The sequence below is a fragment of the Nucisporomicrobium flavum genome, from assembly GCF_016464385.1.
Taxonomy (GTDB): domain Bacteria; phylum Actinomycetota; class Actinomycetes; order Mycobacteriales; family Micromonosporaceae; genus Actinoplanes; species Actinoplanes flavus_A.
This window is the reverse complement of sequence record NZ_JADMLH010000015.1, coordinates 122,102-140,944: the sequence shown is the minus strand read 5'-3', so window position 1 is coordinate 140,944 and position 18,843 is coordinate 122,102. Positions and strand designations below refer to the sequence as shown.

The 18,843-nt window shown below is 72.5% G+C and carries 13 protein-coding genes; 10 read left to right on the top strand and 3 right to left on the bottom strand.

The annotated features are described in order from the left end of the window. The first annotated feature begins 1 nt into the window (after nt 1). Nucleotides 2-1,258 (top strand): hypothetical protein, encoded by a 1,257-nt coding sequence (locus tag IT780_RS30030; RefSeq protein WP_199515169.1) that lies wholly within the window; start codon nt 2-4, stop codon nt 1,256-1,258. Here the strand turns inward: IT780_RS30030 and IT780_RS30025 are convergent. Both IT780_RS30025 and IT780_RS30020 read right to left on the bottom strand, forming a co-directional pair. Beyond that, a complete protein-coding gene (locus IT780_RS30025) occupies nt 1,255-1,950 on the bottom strand; it encodes a Crp/Fnr family transcriptional regulator (protein WP_199515168.1) in 696 nt (231 codons plus the stop codon). The two genes, IT780_RS30030 and IT780_RS30025, sit on opposite strands and share 4 nt — an antisense overlap. Before the next feature lie 90 nt (nt 1,951-2,040). Further along, on the bottom strand, nt 2,041-3,174 hold the full coding sequence (locus tag IT780_RS30020; protein ID WP_199515167.1) for a hypothetical protein: 1,134 nt from the start codon (nt 3,172-3,174) through the stop codon (nt 2,041-2,043). Between the two features lie 275 nt (nt 3,175-3,449). Here IT780_RS30020 and IT780_RS30015 point away from each other — a divergent pair, with 275 nt between their 5' ends. Then, nucleotides 3,450-5,279: a caspase family protein gene (locus tag IT780_RS30015; protein WP_199515166.1), complete on the top strand. Its 1,830-nt coding sequence runs from the start codon at nt 3,450-3,452 to the stop codon at nt 5,277-5,279. 3 nt (nt 5,280-5,282) lie between these two features. On the opposite strand, the gene IT780_RS30010 is transcribed toward IT780_RS30015, so the two are convergent. Then, nucleotides 5,283-6,617, bottom strand: a complete 1,335-nt coding sequence (locus tag IT780_RS30010; RefSeq protein ID WP_199515165.1) for a hypothetical protein — start codon at nt 6,615-6,617, stop codon at nt 5,283-5,285. A gap of 198 nt (nt 6,618-6,815) precedes the next feature. Between IT780_RS30010 and IT780_RS30005 the strand changes: the two genes are divergently transcribed. From IT780_RS30005 to IT780_RS29970, 8 genes are read left to right on the top strand one after another with little or no spacing between them, the layout of a single operon-like run. Then, entirely contained in the window at nt 6,816-7,457 is a 642-nt protein-coding gene (locus IT780_RS30005; protein WP_199515164.1) for a nucleotide exchange factor GrpE, read from the top strand. Further along, nucleotides 7,450-9,132 carry an Hsp70 family protein gene (locus tag IT780_RS30000; RefSeq protein WP_199515163.1) on the top strand — a complete coding sequence of 561 codons (1,683 nt, stop codon included), beginning with the start codon at nt 7,450-7,452 and terminating at the stop codon, nt 9,130-9,132. Before IT780_RS30005 ends, IT780_RS30000 begins: the two co-directional genes overlap by 8 nt. Nucleotides 9,133-9,136: 4 nt before the next feature. Beyond that, on the top strand, nt 9,137-11,830 hold the full coding sequence (locus IT780_RS29995; RefSeq protein WP_199515162.1) for a SaeA-related protein: 2,694 nt from the start codon (nt 9,137-9,139) through the stop codon (nt 11,828-11,830). Further along, nucleotides 11,830-13,011: a zinc ribbon domain-containing protein gene (locus tag IT780_RS29990; RefSeq protein ID WP_199515161.1), complete on the top strand. Its 1,182-nt coding sequence runs from the start codon at nt 11,830-11,832 to the stop codon at nt 13,009-13,011. Before IT780_RS29995 ends, IT780_RS29990 begins: the two co-directional genes overlap by 1 nt. Beyond that, the gene (locus IT780_RS29985) at nt 13,008-15,437 is read left to right on the top strand and encodes a GTPase-associated protein 1-related protein (RefSeq protein ID WP_199515160.1); all 2,430 of its coding nucleotides are present in this window, start codon (nt 13,008-13,010) and stop codon (nt 15,435-15,437) included. Before IT780_RS29990 ends, IT780_RS29985 begins: the two co-directional genes overlap by 4 nt. Nucleotide 15,438: 1 nt before the next feature. Next, on the top strand, nt 15,439-17,067 hold the full coding sequence (locus IT780_RS29980) for a TRAFAC clade GTPase domain-containing protein (protein WP_199515159.1): 1,629 nt from the start codon (nt 15,439-15,441) through the stop codon (nt 17,065-17,067). 8 nt (nt 17,068-17,075) lie between these two features. Then, entirely contained in the window at nt 17,076-17,249 is a 174-nt protein-coding gene (locus IT780_RS29975) for a hypothetical protein (protein ID WP_199515158.1), read from the top strand. Next, a complete protein-coding gene (locus IT780_RS29970; protein WP_199515157.1) occupies nt 17,237-18,838 on the top strand; it encodes an Hsp70 family protein in 1,602 nt (533 codons plus the stop codon). Before IT780_RS29975 ends, IT780_RS29970 begins: the two co-directional genes overlap by 13 nt. The last annotated feature ends 5 nt before the right edge of the window (nt 18,839-18,843 follow it).

Here is an 18,843-nt window from a genome sequence, read left to right as displayed (position 1 = left end):
GATGATCATCGACGAGGACCTGCTCGCCTACCGCGACCTCACCCCGCCCGGCGAACGCGGCGGCACGGCGGCCGGGGAGGGGGTGACCAGCGGCGTCCGGTGCGGGCGGCCGCTGCTGTACCCCGTACCGGCCGAGGATCTCCCGCTCCCGTTGCGTCGGCGCGCGCAGGCGTTCGACGGGCACTACGTCGGGGCGCTGTTCGCGTACGACCTCGACGAGCTCCCGCCAGGGCGGCGGTATCTGAGCGCCCGCTTCGACGTGGCGCTGGACGAGCGGTCGGCGCGCGCCGTCCATCTCGCGGTCGACGGCGACGACCTCGGGCTGGTGAGCGGCCCCACCGCGATGGAGCCGGCATCGGCCACGGCGGCCCGTACGGTCGCCGCCGCCCGGAAACGGAGCACGTGGCTGCGCCGGTTGACCGGACGCTCCGGTACGCCCCGCGCCTGGCCGAAGGGCACGCACAGCCCCGACTTCGGGTGGGCGTACGACGACCCGGGCGGCGACCTGCTGCTCCCCCGCGCGTACGGCATGCACGCCCTGCTGGAGGTGCCCGCCGCGACGACCCGGGTGACCGGCCGGCTCGGCGTACGCGTCGACATCGGCGACCGCGGTGGCCGCCGCCCCGCCGGGATGAGCGAGTCCGTCCGCTTCGACGAGCCTCTGACCGCGGCCGACGTGCCCAGGGGTGCGGCCGTCCGGCTGTGCATGGCGGCCGACGTCTCGGGCTACAGCAGGCGCGGGAACGCCGCCACCGAACGGATCCAGCGCGACCTGGTCGCCACGCTCGCGCGCTGCCGGCGGGCGGCCGGGATCCCCGACACCGCGGTGACGCCGCAGCCCCAGGGGGACGGCCAGTTCACCGTGCTACCGGTCGGCATCGACGAGTCGGCGGTGATTCCCGCGCTGCTGCACGAGCTGCACCGGGCGCTGGGTGAGCTCAACGACCGCGCCGGCCCGGCCGACCGGATGCGGCTGCGGGTCGCGTTCCACCGGGGACTGATCAAGGAGGGGGACAACGGCTGGATCGGCGCCGCCCCGATCGCCGTGCACCGGTTCCTGGACAGCCCGCCGCTGCGCCGCGCGCTGGCCGACCACGACGCCGCCGACTTCGTGCTCGGCGTACCCGATGTGCTGTTCCGGGATGTGATCGTGCCGGCGGCCGGCCCACCGCGTCCGGAGGACTTCGTGCCGATGGTCGTCGACCTTCCGGAGAAGGGCTTCGTCGAACACGGCTGGCTCCACGTAGGGCCGGCCTAGAGCTCCGGTTCCTCGGCCAGCGCGAGCAGCGCGAGATGGTCGACCACGGTGATCCGCCGGTAGCCGGTGCGCACCAGGCCCCGGTCGCGGAGCAGGCGCAGCGCCTTCTGCACGGTGTCCTCGGCCGCGCCGACCAGCGTGGCGAGCTCCGTCTGGCTCAGCTCGACGCCGATCAGCAGGCCGTCGCGGACCGCTTCGCCGCAGCTCGCCGCGATCTCACCCAGCACGTGCGCCAGGCGGACGTGGACCGGGAAGGCGGCGAACTCCGAGCGCCGCTCGTTGGCCCACCGCAACCGGCCGCCCACCGTGGCGGTGACCTGGTTGGCGACGGCCGGGTGCGCCCCGAGGAAGGCCAGGAAGTCGGCCTGCCGGATCACCGTCGACACCACCGGGCCGCAGGTGGTGACCGTGGCCGACCGGCCGTTCCCGGTGAACGCCGCGAGCTCGCCCACGATGTCGCCCGGCAGCCGGATGGCGAGCAGCCGCGGCGCGCCGCCGAGGTCGGTGGTGACCTTGACGTGGCCCTGCCGGATCACCTCGACGTGGGTGTCCCGGTTGCCCTCGACCAGGAGCTGCCGGCCGCCCGGCAGCCGCCGGGTGACGCCCAGCGCCAGCAACGCCTCGCGTTCCGGCACGGTGATCCGCGCCAGGAACGAACCCGGCGCCCACGCCGGTTCGGCGAAACTGGTCATGGCCCGATTCCGTCCTTCTCCGGATTCCCGCACGCCGCCCGGTGGTGCAATGCCGTCATGGAATCCCACTGAGGTCGAACAGTACGCAGGTCAGCCCTCCCGCTCACCCACGATGTCCCGGACGGTGGCGACGATCCGGTTCAGCCTCACCTGATCGGTGAGGGCACCGGTCACGCCACCGATCGGGTCGGCGACGTCGTGCGGCGCCCGGTCGATGGTCGGCGTGAACGGACCGCCGAACACGGTCCGGATCACGTCCACCACGATCGCGTCGATCCGCTCGCCCTTGGCCAGGCGCTGCCGGATCGCGCCCACGGCGTCGGCGGCGAGCCGGGACATCTCGGCCTCGACCTTCGCGTACGGGTCGCCCAGCTCCAGCGGCGCCGCAGTGGGCCGCGGCCCGTCCTCGATCGGCAGCGCCGACACCGCCGTCTGCTTACGGCCCAGCGGGCGTTCCACGTACGCCTCGTACCACTGAGGGCGGCGGCGCATCGCGGCCAGCACCGTCTCGACCTCCTGCGCGACCACGGCCGGTTCGCTGCCGAACCAGTCACCCGTGCAGCGCGCGCGGTCCTGGGCCCAGACCTCGAGCGGCCACGTCTGGTTGCCGGCCGTGCCGCTGACCCCGACCCAGACCAGCATCTGCGTGGCGAGCGTCGTCAGCCACCGGTCGTGGCCCAGGTCGTCGGCCAGCCAGCCGGGGAGCCGGGGCCGCTGCAGCGCTCCGCGCTCACCGCGACGCCGGCGATGACCGTCCACTGTGGCCGCGTTCAGCCGCCCGGCGATCCACCCCTCGAGGTTCAGGATCGGCTGCCGGGCGTGCGCCAGCAGGTCCTCGACCACCGCCTCGACGTCGTCGTGGAACCGGTCCAGGCAGTCGTCGGCGAGCCGGTCGACGCCGGCGGCGCAGCCGGTGTGACCCCGGCTCACCTCCATCCGGCGGGTGACCCGGGCGAACACGATCGGCCAGGCCATCTCGTACGCGGCCCCGGTCAGCGCGGTCCGCTCGGCGGGTCCCGCGGCGGCCGCCGCCTCGGCCAGCCGGCCGCATCGCGCGAGGTCCCGCAGCTGCTGGCCGCGGGTCGGGCCGGGGCTGCGGCCGAACGTGCCGACGACGTTCGCCGTGCGGGACGCGTACACGCCGGCCTGTGGGCCGTTCTGCGGCGCGCGGACGCGTGCGTAGCCGTACTCCAGGCGCTGGGTCGCCTCGTCCGAAACCCCCATCGAGGGCCCCTTCCGATCTTCCGGAAACAGATGATGTCGGCATGCGAAACGCCGTCAACTCCGACAGCGCCCGCTCGCAGCTTGGCGGACGGCGGTCGCGGAGCGCGACGGCCACTGAACGGATCGACCGATTCGGAACCCGAATCAGGACCTTCAGCGGATGCGAACGGATGATCGTCGATCGGTCGCCGACCGGATCACCCATCGACAGCGAACCGGCCGGGCCTCGTCCGTCAGTACTCGATGGACAGTCGGAGTCGGCGGAGGGGGCGCCCGTGGCGCGCAAGGCACTGCTCATCGGGGCGCGGACGTACGGCCTGCAGGGCGTGGACAACGACGTGGACGCGATGGCCACCACCCTGTCCGCCCGCGGCTTCGCCATCACCCGGTGCCAGGGCGAGGACGCCACGCGCGACGGCATCCTGGAGGCGTACGAGCAGCTGATCTCGTCCGCGCAGCCCGACGACGCGGCCGTGGTCTTCTACTCGGGGCACGGGGCGTCGCTCGAGACACCGGGCGCCGGCCGCGCCGCGATCCTGCCGGCCAACCGCCGGTTCATCGTGCCGGTCGACATGGCCCGGTCCACCGCCGCCGACTTCCGCGGCATCACCGGTGTCGAGCTGTCGGTGCTGCTCAGCCGGCTGACCGCTCGTACGCGCAACGTCACCGTCGTCCTGGACTGCTGCTATGCCGGCACGATGTCCCGGGACGGGAACCTGACGGCGAAGTCGCTGATCGAGCCGTGGACCGTCGACCTCGACGCGCACCTGCGCCGGCGGCTGCGCGAAGGTCTGCGCATCGACCTGACCCGGTCGCTGGGGAATCCGTACGCGGTGCGGGTCGTCGCGTGCGCCCCGGACCAGCGCGCCAACGAGTACGGAGGCCGCCTGGGTGAGCGGATCGGCGTCTTCACCGAGGCGCTGACGGAGGCCCTCGCCGGCGCCGGGAACGCGGCGGTGAGCTGGTCGACGCTGATCGGACGGGTACGCCAGAACGTCGAGGAGTCGGTTCCGCACCAGCGTCCCGACGCGGAAGGACCCTCGCGCCGGCTGTTGTTCGAGCTCGCCGAGAAGGACGACGTGGGTTCCCTGCCGGTCGTGGCGATCGGGCCCGGCCGCGTCCGGCTGGACGGTGCGCCGCTGTTCGGGGTCCAGCCCGGTGACCGCTTCCTCATCATGCCGGCGGGCGCCGAATCCCCGTCGCGGGACAGCGCCCTGGCATCGGTCCGGATCGACGGCTGCGGCCCCGCGGAGGCCACCGGACGGCTGGAACCGCCGGCGCACGCGGACCTGCCGGTCGGGGCTCGCGCCTTCCGGGTGGCGGCGGCCGCACCGCGCCTGCCGGTCGAGATCCCTCCGGCTCTGGTGCCGGCGGTCGAGCGGAGCACGTTCGTACGGGTGGCCGCGCCGGGCGAGCGCCCCGCATTACGCGTACGCGCCGACGCCGCAGGTCTGTTCACGGTCAGCGACGCGATCGGCCCGTTGCACGCACCGCGTCCCCGGGTGGTGCCCGACCTCGAACGCGTCGCCAAGGCCACCGCGCTGCGCCGGATCGCGTCCCGTACCGGCTGGGAGCTGGACGCCCGGGTCGCGATCGGATGGGGTCGGGTCACCGCCGGGCGCCCGGTACCGCTGCCGCTCACCAACGCGCTGGTCCGGGTGGGCGAGCCCGTCTACGTGTGCGTCCGCAACGACGACGATCCGGTGTACGTCTCGCTTCTCGACATCGGCGTCTCGGCCCGGATCAGCGTCCTCGACCCCACCCACCCGTCCGGCCGCCTCCTGCACCGCGGCGAGGACTACGTCTTCGGCCGCGACGACCGCACCGGCCGGCTGACCGGGGTGCCGCTGAGCTGGCCGTCCGGGCTGGACGCGTCCTGGCCGCGCCCGGAGACCATCCTGGCCTTGGTGACCTCCCGCCCGCTGGACGTGACGGTCCTTGAGCAGGAGGCGGTCTCCCGCTCCGTACGCGAGCCGCAGTCACCACTCGAGGCGCTGCTGTCCCAGCTGACGACCGGCGCGACGCGCGACCTGCCACCCCGGCCGGCGGCACCGGACCGGTACGCCGCCCTCACGATCGAGTTCGACCTGCACCCCACCCCCTGACGCTCAGGCCTCGGCCGGGTCAGTGCTGTCGGACGGCGCCCGCTGTTCGGGAGCGGAAGCCGGTTCCCCGCCGGCCGGCTCCTTGTTGACCGACGGCAGCACCGCCGAGATGGCCGACAACACCTTGCCCAGCCCGTCGAGGAACGGGTTCAGCCCTGGCATGAGAACCACGAAGCTGCCCAAGGCCAGGATGAGGACGCCGACGCCGAACAACCACCCGACGCCGGGCATCGGCACGTCGAAGTGCCGCAGGAGCAGCAGGATGGCCAGGGGCAGGGTGATGGCACCCAGCTGCCGCAGCTTCCTCCGGCCGGGTGACGCCCGCCGCGCGCGGGCCGCCGGCGACGGCTGCGCCACGGCAGCAGCCTCCTCCAAGCTGGTGAGCACCTCGCCGAGCTGGTCCCGGCAAATGCCGATCAGGCACGTGACCATGGTGGACAGCAGATGGTCATCGACCTCGCGCAATCCGGCGAGAGGGTTGGGGCGCTGAATCTCCGCGATGATCCGGCGGGCCTTCCTGATGTGCTCCCGATGGTGCTTGCGGCCGTGCCAGCGGGCGGCCCAGCCGACCGGCCGTCCGCCCCGCGCCATGACCAGCAGGGCCACCTCCGCGGTACGCAGGCCCTCCTGGATGCGGGACCGCCGGTTGATGCCGGGACGACGCTCGGTGTCGACCAGCAGCCGCACCACCTCCAGGAACTGGTCGAACGCCCGCACGTCGCCGCTGCCACCGCCCTGCCGTGACCGCAGGATCGGCGTCAGCGCCGCCATCGAGAGCAGCGACACGACGATCAGGACGAGCGTGAGCCCGGATCCGAGGGCGATGCCGGCGCTCACCCGCCGGCCGTCGGTCGTCGACGACGCCAGAGCCGAGCGCGGATCCCACCAGGCGGCCGCCGGGGAATGCGGCCGCAGCTCCCACGCCAGTGCGGCCGCAGAGACGGCCACCACGGCAGTGCCGATCGGGCTTCGGCGGTGCACCGCCCACCAGACGGCACTGACCAGCAGAAACGCGGTGATCAGGTATGCGAGGAGAACCACCGGCCGGGTCCGGTCGAGGGTCCACGTGATCAGCGAGACCGTGAGGCCGACCGCCAGCACCGACACCACCGCATAGACGATGACGAACATCTGACGGCGGCGGACCCGGCGGTGGGCGGCAGCATCGCAGTAGGTCCAGAAGGCGGCGCGGATATCGCTCCGCTCCTCGGGGGACACCTGACGGATCAGCGGGACGAGGTGGTCCCACACCTTCTTCAACTCGGCCGCCAATGCGGACCGCGTCTCCTCGGCCCGCCCCCGCCGGAACAGGGCGACGTCCCGGGCAACGCTGACCACCCCCCGGCTGTCCGAGCCGGGCTCTGCCGCGGCCGATGGCTCTGCGCCCCTCTGCATCACCGTTCCGGCCCTCCTGTCTGTCTCGTCGCGGGTTACTGGCGGACCGCTCCCTCCACCGGCCCTCTCACCTGCGAAGACCTGGCGCCCGGGCGGCTGTCCGTCAGATGACGGCATGAGCTACGACGAGGGGAGGTCCGCATGACGTCCCAGGACTCCGTGGTGGAGCCGGCGACCGGCGTGGACGATGCGGTGCCCGAGACGACCGAGCCGGCCCCGCCCGGCACCGAGCCGGCCCTGGCCGGTGCCGCGCCGGCGGAGCCGGATGTCGCTCAGCGGCTGGCCGAGCTCACCGCGGCGCTGACGGCCGTTCAGCAGGAGCTGCGGTCCGCCGACGAGCGGGCGGCGAGCCGCGAGCGGATCATCGACCGGCTTCACGAGGAGAACCAGAAACTGCGGGCCGGTGAGCGGCGCCTGGTGCTCATGCCGGTCCTGACCGACCTGCAGCGGCTGCGCAACGACCTGCTCCGCCAGGCCGCGACGGTGCCGCCCGAGATGGCCGGCGAGCGCGTCGCGCAGCTGCTGGAGTCGTACGCGCACTCGGTCGAGCTGACCCTGGAACGCGGCGGTGTCGCGCCGGTGCGGCCGCGGACCGGCGAGCCGTTCGACGGGACGCGGCACCGCCCGACCGACGTGGTCGAGGCGCCCGAGCCGGCCGCCGACGGACGGATCGCCGCCGTGCTGGCCGACGGCTACGAGGAGACGTTCTCGGGCCGTGTCCTGACCCCCGCGACCGTACGCGTCCATCGCTGGATCGAACCCACGGAGGAACCCCATGCCTGACGAAGCCCCGTCGTACTTCGGTATCGACCTCGGCACGACGTACTCGGTGATCTCCTACATCGACGAGTACGGCAAGCCGGCCGTCATCCGCAACGCGTCGTCCGGCAAGGAGACGCTCCCCTCGGTCGTCTACTTCGAGTCGGCCGGCAACGTGGTGGTCGGCGAACAGGCCAAGAACCTGGCCGTCGTGTACCCGGACAAGGTCGTGCAGCGGGTCAAGCGGGACATGGGCCGCGAGCGCAACTGGGACTTCGACGGCACCTCGTACACGCCCGAGTCGATCTCGGCGCTGATCCTCAAGCGGCTCGCCGAGGACGCCGCCGAGGAGACCGGGAAGACGGTCGGCGACGTGGTGATCACGGTGCCGGCGTACTTCGGCATGCTCGAGCGGGAGGCGACGAAGCAGGCCGGGACGATCGCCGGGCTCAACGTGGTCGGCATCGTGCCCGAGCCGGTGGCCGCCGCGATGCAGTACGAGGTCAGCAACAGCGATTCCGAGCGCATCATCCTCGTGTACGACCTCGGCGGCGGCACGTTCGACACCACGGTGATCCGGGTCAGCGCCGACCGCATCGACGTGCTCTGCACCGACGGCGACCAGGAGCTGGGCGGCGTCGACTGGGACGACCGGCTGGTGTCGTACCTGGTCGACGAGTTCGTCGCGAAGGCGGCGCCGGCCGACGACCCCACCGACGACCGGCAGTTCATGCAGGAGCTGCGGGAGAAGGCGGAGGACCTCAAGCGCCAGCTGTCCAATGTGAACTCCCGGACGATCCCGCTGCGCTTCGGCGGGGACGCGGCGACCATCGAGATCACCCGGGAGACCTTCGAGCAGATCACCCGCGACCTGCTCGACCGTACGCTCAGCTACACCGACCGTACGCTGGAGAAGCTGACCAAGAAGATCAGCGTTTCCGGCGATCCGGCCCTGCGCATCGACGAGGTCCTGCTCGTCGGCGGCTCGAGCCGCATGCCGGCAGTCAAGGCCGCGCTGGAGGCGAAGTTCCCGTCCTGGAAGCCCCGGCTGCACGACCCGGACCTGGCGGTCGCCAAGGGCGCGGCCCGGTACGCCCTCACCAGCGCGATCTTCAACTGGAGCAGCGACGACGACGGCGCCACGACCGAGCAGGAGCTCAAGGAGCGCGTCGCGGCCATCGCGGACGCCGCCAACCTGGACCCGGCGATGCTGGCCAAGGTCGCGAAGAAGGAGATCACCACCGTCCTGCCGAAGGCGTTCGGGGTGCGGATGGTGGACACCACGAAGCCCGGCTGGGACCAGGACATCGACGCGGCCAGCTACATCCAGCACCTCGTGCACGCCGATCAGTCCCTGCCGACCGAGCAGCGGATCGCCGCGGGCACGGTGCAGGCGGATCAGCGCGAGGTCACGGTCGAGATCTACGAGCAGGCCGGCGGCGAGGAGAGCCGGGAGATGTCGGCCAACAAGCCGGTCGACAAGGGCGCGGGGAGCATCACCGACCTGCCGCCGCAGCTGCCGGTGAACTCGCCGATCGACGTCGTGATGAAGGTGGACCGGGGCGGAATCCTCGAGGTGACCGCCAAGGAGCCCACCAGCGGCCGGAACCTCCGCATCGAGGTGCAGGTCAGCGTGCTCTCCGACGAAGAGGTGCAGAAGGCCACCGCCGCCGTCTCCGCCATCTCGGTGAGGTCCTGAGCCGATGGTCTTCGACCAGCGCCGCTACGAGGAAGACGTCATCAAGCCGATGCGGAGCCAGAAGGGCCCGCTGACCGACGACGACCTCCTGCGCCGGTACGCCATCGAGCCCGGGCTCACCGACGCCGCGGAGCTCAAGCAGCATCTGCGGAAGCTGCGGACGTACTGGAACCAGACCGCCAGCCTGCCCACCGGCCTCGGCCAGGTGTGCAAGCGGCTGATGGCCGCCGACGAGGACCTGAAGAAGCGCCCCGACGCGCGGCTGGAGGACCCGGCGTGGTGGGCGGGCGTACGGACGGCGAAGGCGAACCGTGCCCGGCAGGCGGTCGGTGACCTCGCGAACGAGCTCAAGGACGCGTTCGGTTCGCTGGGCAGCGTCACCCGTACGCAGGTCAACGGGGTGGCGAAGCAGTACCCGCAGCTCGACCCGGCGGACATCGACGCCGCCGTACGGCAGGCCGGGCTGCGCGTGCTGGACGTCGTCGACCTGCCGGAGTCCAGCGGGCTCGACCGGGCGGCGTACCGGGCGCTGGCGCAGCGGCTGCACGAGGTCGGTGCGCCGACCATCGTCCAGGTGCTGCACCCGGACCTGAACCGGCCGTACGCGCTGGTCCAGGCGTTCGCGGTCAACGGCCGCCCGGAGCTGCGGCTGGACGAGGCGACGCTGAAGACCCGGATCAAGGAGGCGGACACCGCGGCCGACTCGCCGATGCTGCGGGCCCGCCGGGCGGCGCTGCGGTTGCTGCAGACCGGCGTCGGGGCCGGCGCGGACCTGCGCGTCGTGGCGCTCTACCAGGTCGTCGAGGCGCTGCTGGAGAGCCGCGGCGACAACCTGGTCGACGCCTTCCTGATCCGGGTGGCGACCCGGCTCGGGCTGACCCAGGAGGACGCCGAGCTCATCGTCGCCAGCCTGCCGAGCGGCCGCACCGGCGGGTCGTCGGGCGCGGTGGCGATCCGCGACATGCTGGCCTCCGGTCAGCTGCGGGCCGCTCAGGGCGCGCTCGGCGGGCTGGCCGCCACCGACCCGGAACGGGCCGGGATCGTCGCCGAGATCGCTCAGCTCGAGGCCAAGCTGGCCACCCTGCTCAACGATGCCGAGCAGGCGCTGCGCGACCGCCGCGAGGACGAGGCCGAGCGGCTGATCCTGGCGGCGCGGCGGATCGCCGAGGACGACGAGGCCGTGCAGATGCGGTACGCGCGGCTGCCGATGCCGCCGGTGCGCGACCTGCGGGTGGTGGTGGCCGGCACGGTCGTCCAGCTCGACTGGCAACCGCCGGCGTCCGCGATGAGCGACATCCGCTACCGCGTCGTGCGGCGGCTGGACGCGGACCCGGGCGGACCGCAGGACGGCACCAAGGCCGGCGAGACCGGCGACACGTCGCTGACGGACAGCCGGCCGCCGGTGGGCCGGGACCTGCACTACGCCGTGTTCGCCAGCGGTAACGGCGGCGCGGTGTGGTCCCGGTCGGCGACCGGCACCGCCCGGCTCGTTCCCGAGGTCGCCGACGCCACGGTCCGCCCCGGCACGGACCGGATCACGCTGACCTGGCAGGCGCACCCGGACGTCGCCGAGGTGCGGGTCCGGCGTACCGAGGGCCGCCCGCCCCGCGGCACCGGCGACGGCGTCGGCATCCCGGCCGGGCGCGACACGCTGGTGGACCGGCAGTTGCGCGAGGGCGTCGAGTACTTCTACGGGCTGGTCGCCGTCTACCACGACGATCAGCGCCGCGAGGTGCTGTCCCGGATGACCGTGGTCTCCGGCTCGCCGCAGGCCGAGGCGCGCCCGCTCGGCACCCTCCAGGTCGAGCCGGTCCGGCGCCGCGGTAACTCGGTCCAGGTCCGGCTGACCTGGCCCGCGGACGCCGGCACGGTCCGCGTGCGCTACGCGCCCGGACCGCCGGCCTGGGACTTCGGCGCGGTCGTCACCCCCGCCGAGGCGGCCCGGTACGGCCGGGAGCTGCCGGGACTGCCCGAGGTGTACGGGCACGAGTGCGTCCTCGAAGCCGACGTGCCGGCCGGCCCGCAGCTGTACGTGCCGTTCACCACGGGACCGTCCGGTCTGGTCGTCGGCCGTCCCGTGCACGGCGGGCACGCGGAGCCGGTACGGGCGCTGCAGACCCGGCGTACCGGCGAGCGCGTCACCGTCACGTGGGTGTGGCCCGAGGAGGCCGGCGTGGCGGAGGTGCGGTGGGAACGCCCGGACGCGCCTACCGAGACGCGACGGGTCACCCGGGCCGCGTACGTGGACGGCGACGGGTGCGTGCTCGTCGTCGGGGCGGCGGGCGGCACGGTCTCCGTACGGGCGATCACCGCGGGCCCGGCGGGCGACGCCCGCTCCGACGCCGTGACGCAGGCGGTGAGCGGCCGGGCCATCGAGGTGCGCTACTCGATCCGCCGGCCGTCCGGCTTCAAGGAGCGCTACTCGCGGCAGCGCGACCTGGAGATCGTCACCGACCAGGACTGCGCCGACCTGGACCTCGCGGTGGTGGTGGCGCCCGGCCCGGTCATGCCGCTGGCGGTGCAGCCGGAGGTTGTCGCCGAGCGGTTCGCCGGCCTGGCGCCGCGCCGGGGAGTGCCGATGCCGCTGTCCTTCACCGTTCCCAAGACCGCGAAGCCGTACTGGATCCGCGTCTTCGCCACCCGTCCCGACAACGTGACGGTCATCGACCCGCCCATCGCCGAGCTGAAGGTGTCGTGATGAGCCGACTCGCCTGCCCCTATTGCTACCAACGGATCGACGGCAGCCGCCTCTGGTATCAGTGCACCGGCCGCGGTTCACCGGGCCGCAAGGGCTGCACCCCGGCCAAGGACGAGGCTCGCGCGAATCTGACCGGCTTCCGGGAACCGGTGCGCCCGTCGTTCCCGCCGACCTCGAAGGTGTCGTTCGGCCCGTCCAAGGCGAACTGCCCGACGTGCGGGGCGGAGAGCGGCATCCGGGCGTGCCCGAAGTGCCACACGCCCCTGTCGTCCAACTTCGGCGCGAGCGAGAGCCCGCTGATCGCGATGGTGGGCGCCAAGGGCACCGGCAAGACCGTGTTCCTGACGGTTCTGGCGCACGAGCTGCTGAACGGCCTGCGCCGCCGCTTCGGCGCCGACGTCCGGATGACCGGGGTCGACCGGCAGGCGCTCATCGGCGGGTTCGTGGGCGAGGTCTTCTCGGGTCAGCAACTGATGCCGCAGACCGCGGCCACCGTGGACGGCCGGCAGGCTCCGACGGTGTTCGAATGGCGTCAGCAGCATCGGGTCGCCAACATGCTCAACCGTTTCCGGACCACGTTCCTGTCCTTCTACGACACCGCCGGCGAGGACCTGAACAGCAGCGACAAGACCCACGACCTCACCTACCTGGGCGCCGCCGACGCGCTGATCCTGCTGCTCGACCCGTTCATGATCCAGCAGGCCCGGAACCAGATCCAGCTGCCCAAGGAGGCCGTGCGGTCCGAGCAGCCGGCGATCGACGTGCTGAACCGGGTGACCGAGAAGCTGCGGGTGCAGCACAGCATCAAGTCGAGCAAGCGCATCAAGATCCCGGTCGCGGTGGCGTTCGCCAAGATCGACGCGTTCTTCGACGTGCTCGGCCCGGACCACCCGCTGCTGCGGGTGCCCGCGCAGTCCGGACCGTACGACGAGACCGCCGGGCAGGACACCCACGAGCAGGTCAAGGCGCTGCTGCACCAGTGGGGAGCGGACGACATCGACACCCACCTCGAGTACAACTACGCCAACTTCCGGTACTTCGCGGTGTCGGCGCTCGGTTCCCCTCCGGACTACGCGAGCAGCACCATCGACGCGCGGGGGGTCCACCCGTTCCGGGTCGCCGAGCCGCTGCTGTGGCTGCTCAGCCAGTTCAACGTGGTCCCGCGCCAGAGGCAGCGATGAGCACCGACGACGACGTCGCATTCGAGACGCTGATCTACACCGACTGCGTACCGGGGCAGGGTCTGCAGGGCACCGCAGGCCTGCAGTTCCAGGCCCGTTCGCCCGGCGCGGACCGGGCGGCCATGTCGCTCGTGCAGGGCGCCGACCTCTACGAGCCACCGGCCTCCTGGATGCGGGACCGCCGGCCGCTCGAGGACTATCCCCCGTCGTTCGCGCACGCCTACGACACCGTGTACGCCACGGCCGCCGGGGTCTACCTGGGCCGGGAGGCCAACGGCGGCCGGGAGGGCAACCAGCTGACCCATGCGATCGTCACCGCCGACCCGGCGAGCTACCTGCTGCACCGGCCGGCTCAGCTGTTCGGGGCGCCGTTCTGGCTGAAGCAGCCCGCGCCGACCACCGAATGCGAGCCGGTACGGCACCCGTGGGAGCCCGGACCGTTCGACATCGAGGCCGCCAAGGCGCTGGTGACGGAGAACCCACGTGGCACCGAGCTGCTCGACCGGCTGCTGACGAGCCTGCTGGCGCTGACCGGCTCGGACGGCCGCCGGGTGCTGTTCATCAGCGAGGACGCTGAGGAGGTGCTGCGCTGGATCAGCACCGCCACGCTGCTGCTCCCCCAGGAACAGGCGTTGAAGATCGGGTTCAAGGTCTTCACCACCAATCCCGCGTACGCGACCCAGCCGGTCGTCGCGGTGCACCCCGGCTGGGACAGCACCGCCGTGACCCTCGAGGACGACGGCGGGTACGCGGTGTTCGACCTGACCCGCAACGACTCCAGCAAGGTGCCGGTCGACCCGCAGGCCCGGCGCTGGGTGCGGCTCCTGCTCGACGAGGACCCGTACGACGTGCTCGACATGGTGGAGACCGCGGCGGCGACCGGGCGCGAGAACCCGGACGAGGCGTACGAGCTGGCCCGGCTCATGGTGCTGCACGGCCCGGGGTTGTCGCAGCACGACGCCCGGGTCGCGGTGTCGTGGCTGAAGACCACGCCGGCGACGGTGCTGAGGCCGTCGCGGGAGAAGCTGATCGACAAGCTCCTCGACGACGTCACGCAGTGGCCCGAGGACATCCTCCGGGACCTGGACGAGATCGCGCGCAGCGGCCAGGCCGACCCGTCGCGGCCGCCCCAGGTACGCGTCGCGTTGATCAGCGCCGAGCTGGACCGGGCCGCCCGCCAGGGCACCGCGTCGACGATCGAGCTCGGCGCCCTCCCACCGGGCGCCTGGCAGGACCAGCACACCGACCAGTGCGAGGCCCTGGTGGTGGAGGAGCTGCGGGCCGTCCGCGATCCGCGCATGTTCGACGCGGTCCTGAAGGTGGCGCACCGCTTCCACCTGACCGCGCGCGTCGACGACGCCGCCGAGGCGAGCCGTGCCTTCATCGAGGCCTGGGCCGACCACCCCGAGCTGGACCTGTCCCCCGGCTCGTGGGGCACGGCACAGCGTCCACTGCTGGACGACCTCCGGTCGGAGCTGACCCGGCGGGTCCGGGCCGGGCACGGCGACGAGGTGGGTGACGCCTGGTGGAACCTGCTCCGCGTACCCATGCCGATGTCGGACGATCCGCTCGACGCCGCGCTGTTCGCGGCGAAGATGGTCCACTCCGCCGAGGCCGCCCGCGCATCCCTGATCGAGAAGCTGGTGACGCAAGCGCTGGGCACGGCGCCGGAGGACCGCGCCAGGACCGTCGAGCGGACCATCTCGACCCTGTGGAGCCGGGTGCCGCCCAGCCTGGACGAGTACCGGCAGGTGGCGCAGTTGCTGCCGAACGGCTTCGCGTTGCCGGCCGCGCTGGCCCGGCCGCTGGTGGAGGCCATCCTGGCCGGCAACGACCCGGTCCGGCACGAGCACCTCGACGTGCTGCGCAGCCTGTACGACAAGGAGCTGATCCCGCGTACCGAGCGGGTGGAACGCATCGTGCACAGCGACGAGGATCTGCGCGCGATCCACGAGCGGCTGCCCACCGCGGACGTCCAGCAACTGACCGAGTTCCCCCGCATCGTCAGCTACAGCGTCATGCCCGTACGCCACGTCTGGGCCCGTGAGATCACCGAGGCGATGCAGCTGGTCAAGCACCCGGCCGGCAGCGACCGGCTGCTCAAGCAGATACCGGCGGAGTATCACCGCCCCTACCTGCGCGAGCTGCTGAGCCGGCTCCGCAAGCCGGGCGACGTGGTGCCGGCGGTGGTCGCGTACCAGCTGGCCGGTGCGGACTTCCTCGGGCCCGAGCGCCGCGAGGAGTGCCTCACCTACGTGCAGCACTGGGTGCGCAAGGCCAACGAGAAGCAGCGCAAGCAGGCCACCGCGCTGGTGCTGCAGATCGCCTCGCGGGACCGGCAGCGCGAATGGACGGCGATGCTCGAGAGCCGCGACGAGGGACGGTCCTGGAAGCCGACCTCGTGGCTTCGGAAGGCGGAGGGCTGACATGCAGTACGTGTTCATCATCGCCGCGGTGGTGCTCGCCGTCGCGCTGTACTTCTACGTCTGCGCGCTGCTCTTCATCTACGTCGCCGTTCCGGCCATGGTTCTCGGGGCGGGGCTCGGTTTCGCGGCCGGCGCGGTCACCGGCCTCGTCGTCACCTTCATGGCGCTCTTCGGCGACCAGGGCGCCCGGGTGCTCACTCCCGCCGACGTCGCGGCGGGCAAGCTGAAGATCCTGCGTACGCCCACCGCGGTCCGGCCGGACTTCGCGTGGCCCGGGTACTTCGTGGCGCAGGTGTGGCTGGACTGGTGGACCATGGCCGAGCGGATGGCCACGGTGCTGCGACCCGCCTGGCAGTGGTCGTGGACGCAGGCCCGTCGATCGGGGCTGGTCGGGCTCGCCTGCTGGCCGCTTCTGCTCCCGGTCGCGGTCACGCTGATCGGTGTGACCGCGGGAGCCGCCGCGGTGGCCGTACTCGTGCTCACGATCTTGATCGTGGTCACCGGCGCGGTGTGGATCGCGGGCGCGGCGGTCACCGCGGTGCTGCGCACCCTGGACCGGGCCGGGCAGATCGTCCGCCGCTCGGCCGGGAACTGCCCGCGCTGCTATCAGGTGTCGCCGCACCCGGTCTACCGCTGCGCCGGCCCGCACCACGGCGACAAATCCGAGTTGCACCACGACATCCGTCCCGGCCTGCTCGGCGTGTTCTACCGGCGGTGCGGTTGCGGGCGGCGGCTTCCCACGATGGTGCTGCGCGCGGCCCGGTCGATGGCGGCCCTGTGCCCGCTGTGCGGGGCCGACCTGCACTCGGGCGCGGGCGCGGCCACCGACGTGCGGGTGCCGGTCTTCGGCGCCCCGTCGTCGGGCAAGACGCACCTGGTCATGGCGAGCGTGGTGGGGCTGCTCCGGCAGGGCGGCGACGTCAAGGTCTCCCTCGCCGACGAGCACAGCAAGCGGACGTACACCACCTTCGCGGCGGTGATCGACGGCGGCGGCTCGGCGGTCAAGACCGACGCCGCCCATCCGCCGATCGCCATCACGCTGCGCATGCAGCAGGGCAAGCGGGACGCGCTGCTGCACGTGTACGACGCGGCCGGCGAGGCGCTGGCGAACCCCGAGCTGAACGAGAAGTTCCAGTACCTCGACGCCGCCCGGACGCTCGTGTTCGTGCTCGACCCGTTCGCCATCCCGGACGTACGCCAGCGCTACCAGCGCACCTTCGCCGACCTGTTCCGCACCGCGAACGTCTCGGCCGACCTGCCCGAGCCGTCGTACCAGAACATCGTCACGCGGCTGCGGCAGTACGGCGTACGCACCGAGCAGAAGCGCCTCGCCTTCGTGGTGTCCAAACGGGACCTGGTGCAGCAGCTGCCCGACATGAGCGGCCTGGCCGACGACCCGGACGCCGTCCGGAGCTGGCTGATCGACCGGGGCGCGGACAACCTGGTCGCCTCGGCCGAGCGCGACTTCGGCACGGTCCGGTTCTTCTTCGTCTCCGCCAAGGACTCCGCCGCCGCGGCCGCCGGCCCGCTGCGGCCGTTCCGCTGGCTGCTCGAGGACGAGCCGGTGCCGAAGCCCGTGCCGCAGCAGGCCACCGGCCACCGGGCCGCCCACCAGTACAACCGGACCTAGGAGCGGACGTGTCGATCGACTCACCACCCAGCCACCAGGTGTCCCGTTACGTCATCGCCCTGCTGCTGATCGCGGCGTTCTCGGCGGTCATCGTCGGGCTGGTGCTCGCGGGCGTGGACACCTGGGCCACCGAGGGCGGCAGGCGCATCATCGAGGAGGTACGGACGGCATGGCAGAGCTGACCCCGTTTCTCGGCATCGACCTGGGCACCACGAACTCGGTCGCCGCTTCCGTGGACGCCGAGGGGCGCCCGACGGTGCTGCGTAATCCGGCCGGCTCGGAGACCGTACCGTCGGTGGTGCAGTTCGTCTCCGCCGACGCGGTCCTCGTCGGCGATCAGGCCCGGGAGCTGGCCGCGGTCGATCCGGCGCACACCGTGGCGCTGGTCAAGCGGCTGATGGGCACCGACCGGCTGTTCGAGTTCCACGGCGCCGAGCACACCCCGGAGTCCATCTCCGCGCTGATCCTGCGGGCCATCGTGGACGGCGTGCTGCCCCACCGCGACGGTACGCCGGTCCCGGCCGTCATCACCGTCCCGGCGTACTTCGGCATCCGCGAGCGGGAAGCGACGCAGCAGGCCGGGCTGCTGGCCGGGTTGCGGGTCCTGGAGCTGGTCAGCGAGCCGGTCGCGGCGGCGTTGCATTACCGTCCGCGCGGTGACGGGCCGGTCGTCGTCTACGACCTGGGCGGCGGGACGTTCGACGTCACCGTGCTGCGGGTCGACGGAACCGGTTCCCAGGTCGTGGCGGTGGACGGCGACATGGACCTCGGCGGCGCCGACTGGGACCAGCGGCTGCGCGCCCACCTTCTCGACCGGTTCGTCGACCAGGTGGGCCCGGCGCAGGACCCGGCCGAAGACGCGGCGTTCATGACCGAGCTGACGCTGGTGGCCGAGCGCGCCAAGAAGGCGCTCACCCACACCCGGACGCACGAGGTCGCGCTGCGCCACGACGGGGCGACGGCGCGGATCACGGTGTCGCAGGACGAGTTCGCCGCGATGACCCGCGACCTCACCGATCGCACCGGGGACTGTGTGCGGCGCATCCTGGCCACGGCCGGGCTGGCGCCGGGCGACGTCGCCGACTGCCTGCTGGTCGGCGGCTCGACCAGGATGCCGCAGGTCGCCTCGGCGCTGCGGGAGTGGTTCGGCTGGAACCCGCGGTCGCACGACCCGGACCTGGCCGTGGCCAAGGGTGCCGCGCTGCGGGCATGGCAGTTGGTGGACGCCGAACAGGCCTGGGTCACCCCGGGCTGGGGTACGGATGCCGTTCCGTCCCGCCCGTCCGCACCGTCGCCCACGCCGGCGGCGTCCGTACCGTTCCTGAGCTCGGTGGTTCCCCGCAGCTTCGGCCTGCTGATCCACGACAGCTCCGATCCGGAGGGCCGGCGCCGCTACATCCAGCATGTGATCCACCAGAACGAGCCGTTGCCGGCCGACGGGCACGAGATCAAGGTCGCCACGATCCTGAAGGACCAGGCGACGGTACGCATCGAGGTGTACGAGCAGGCCGGCTTCGTCGAATCGGCGGAGCTGGACGACAACCGCCGGGTGCTCGACGGTCAGCTCTCCGGGCTCCCGTCCGGCCTCAAGGCGGGGTCGCCGCTGATCGTGGCGCTGCACCTCGGCCTGGACGGGCGGCTGCGGGTGACCGCCCGGGAACCGCGCAGCGGCGTCTCGCTGAGCCTCGAGGCGTACGTGGACGGTGTGCTCGATGCCAACGACCGGCTGCAGCAGGCCCAGCGCCTGACCCGGTTGACCGTACGTCAGTGAGGGGT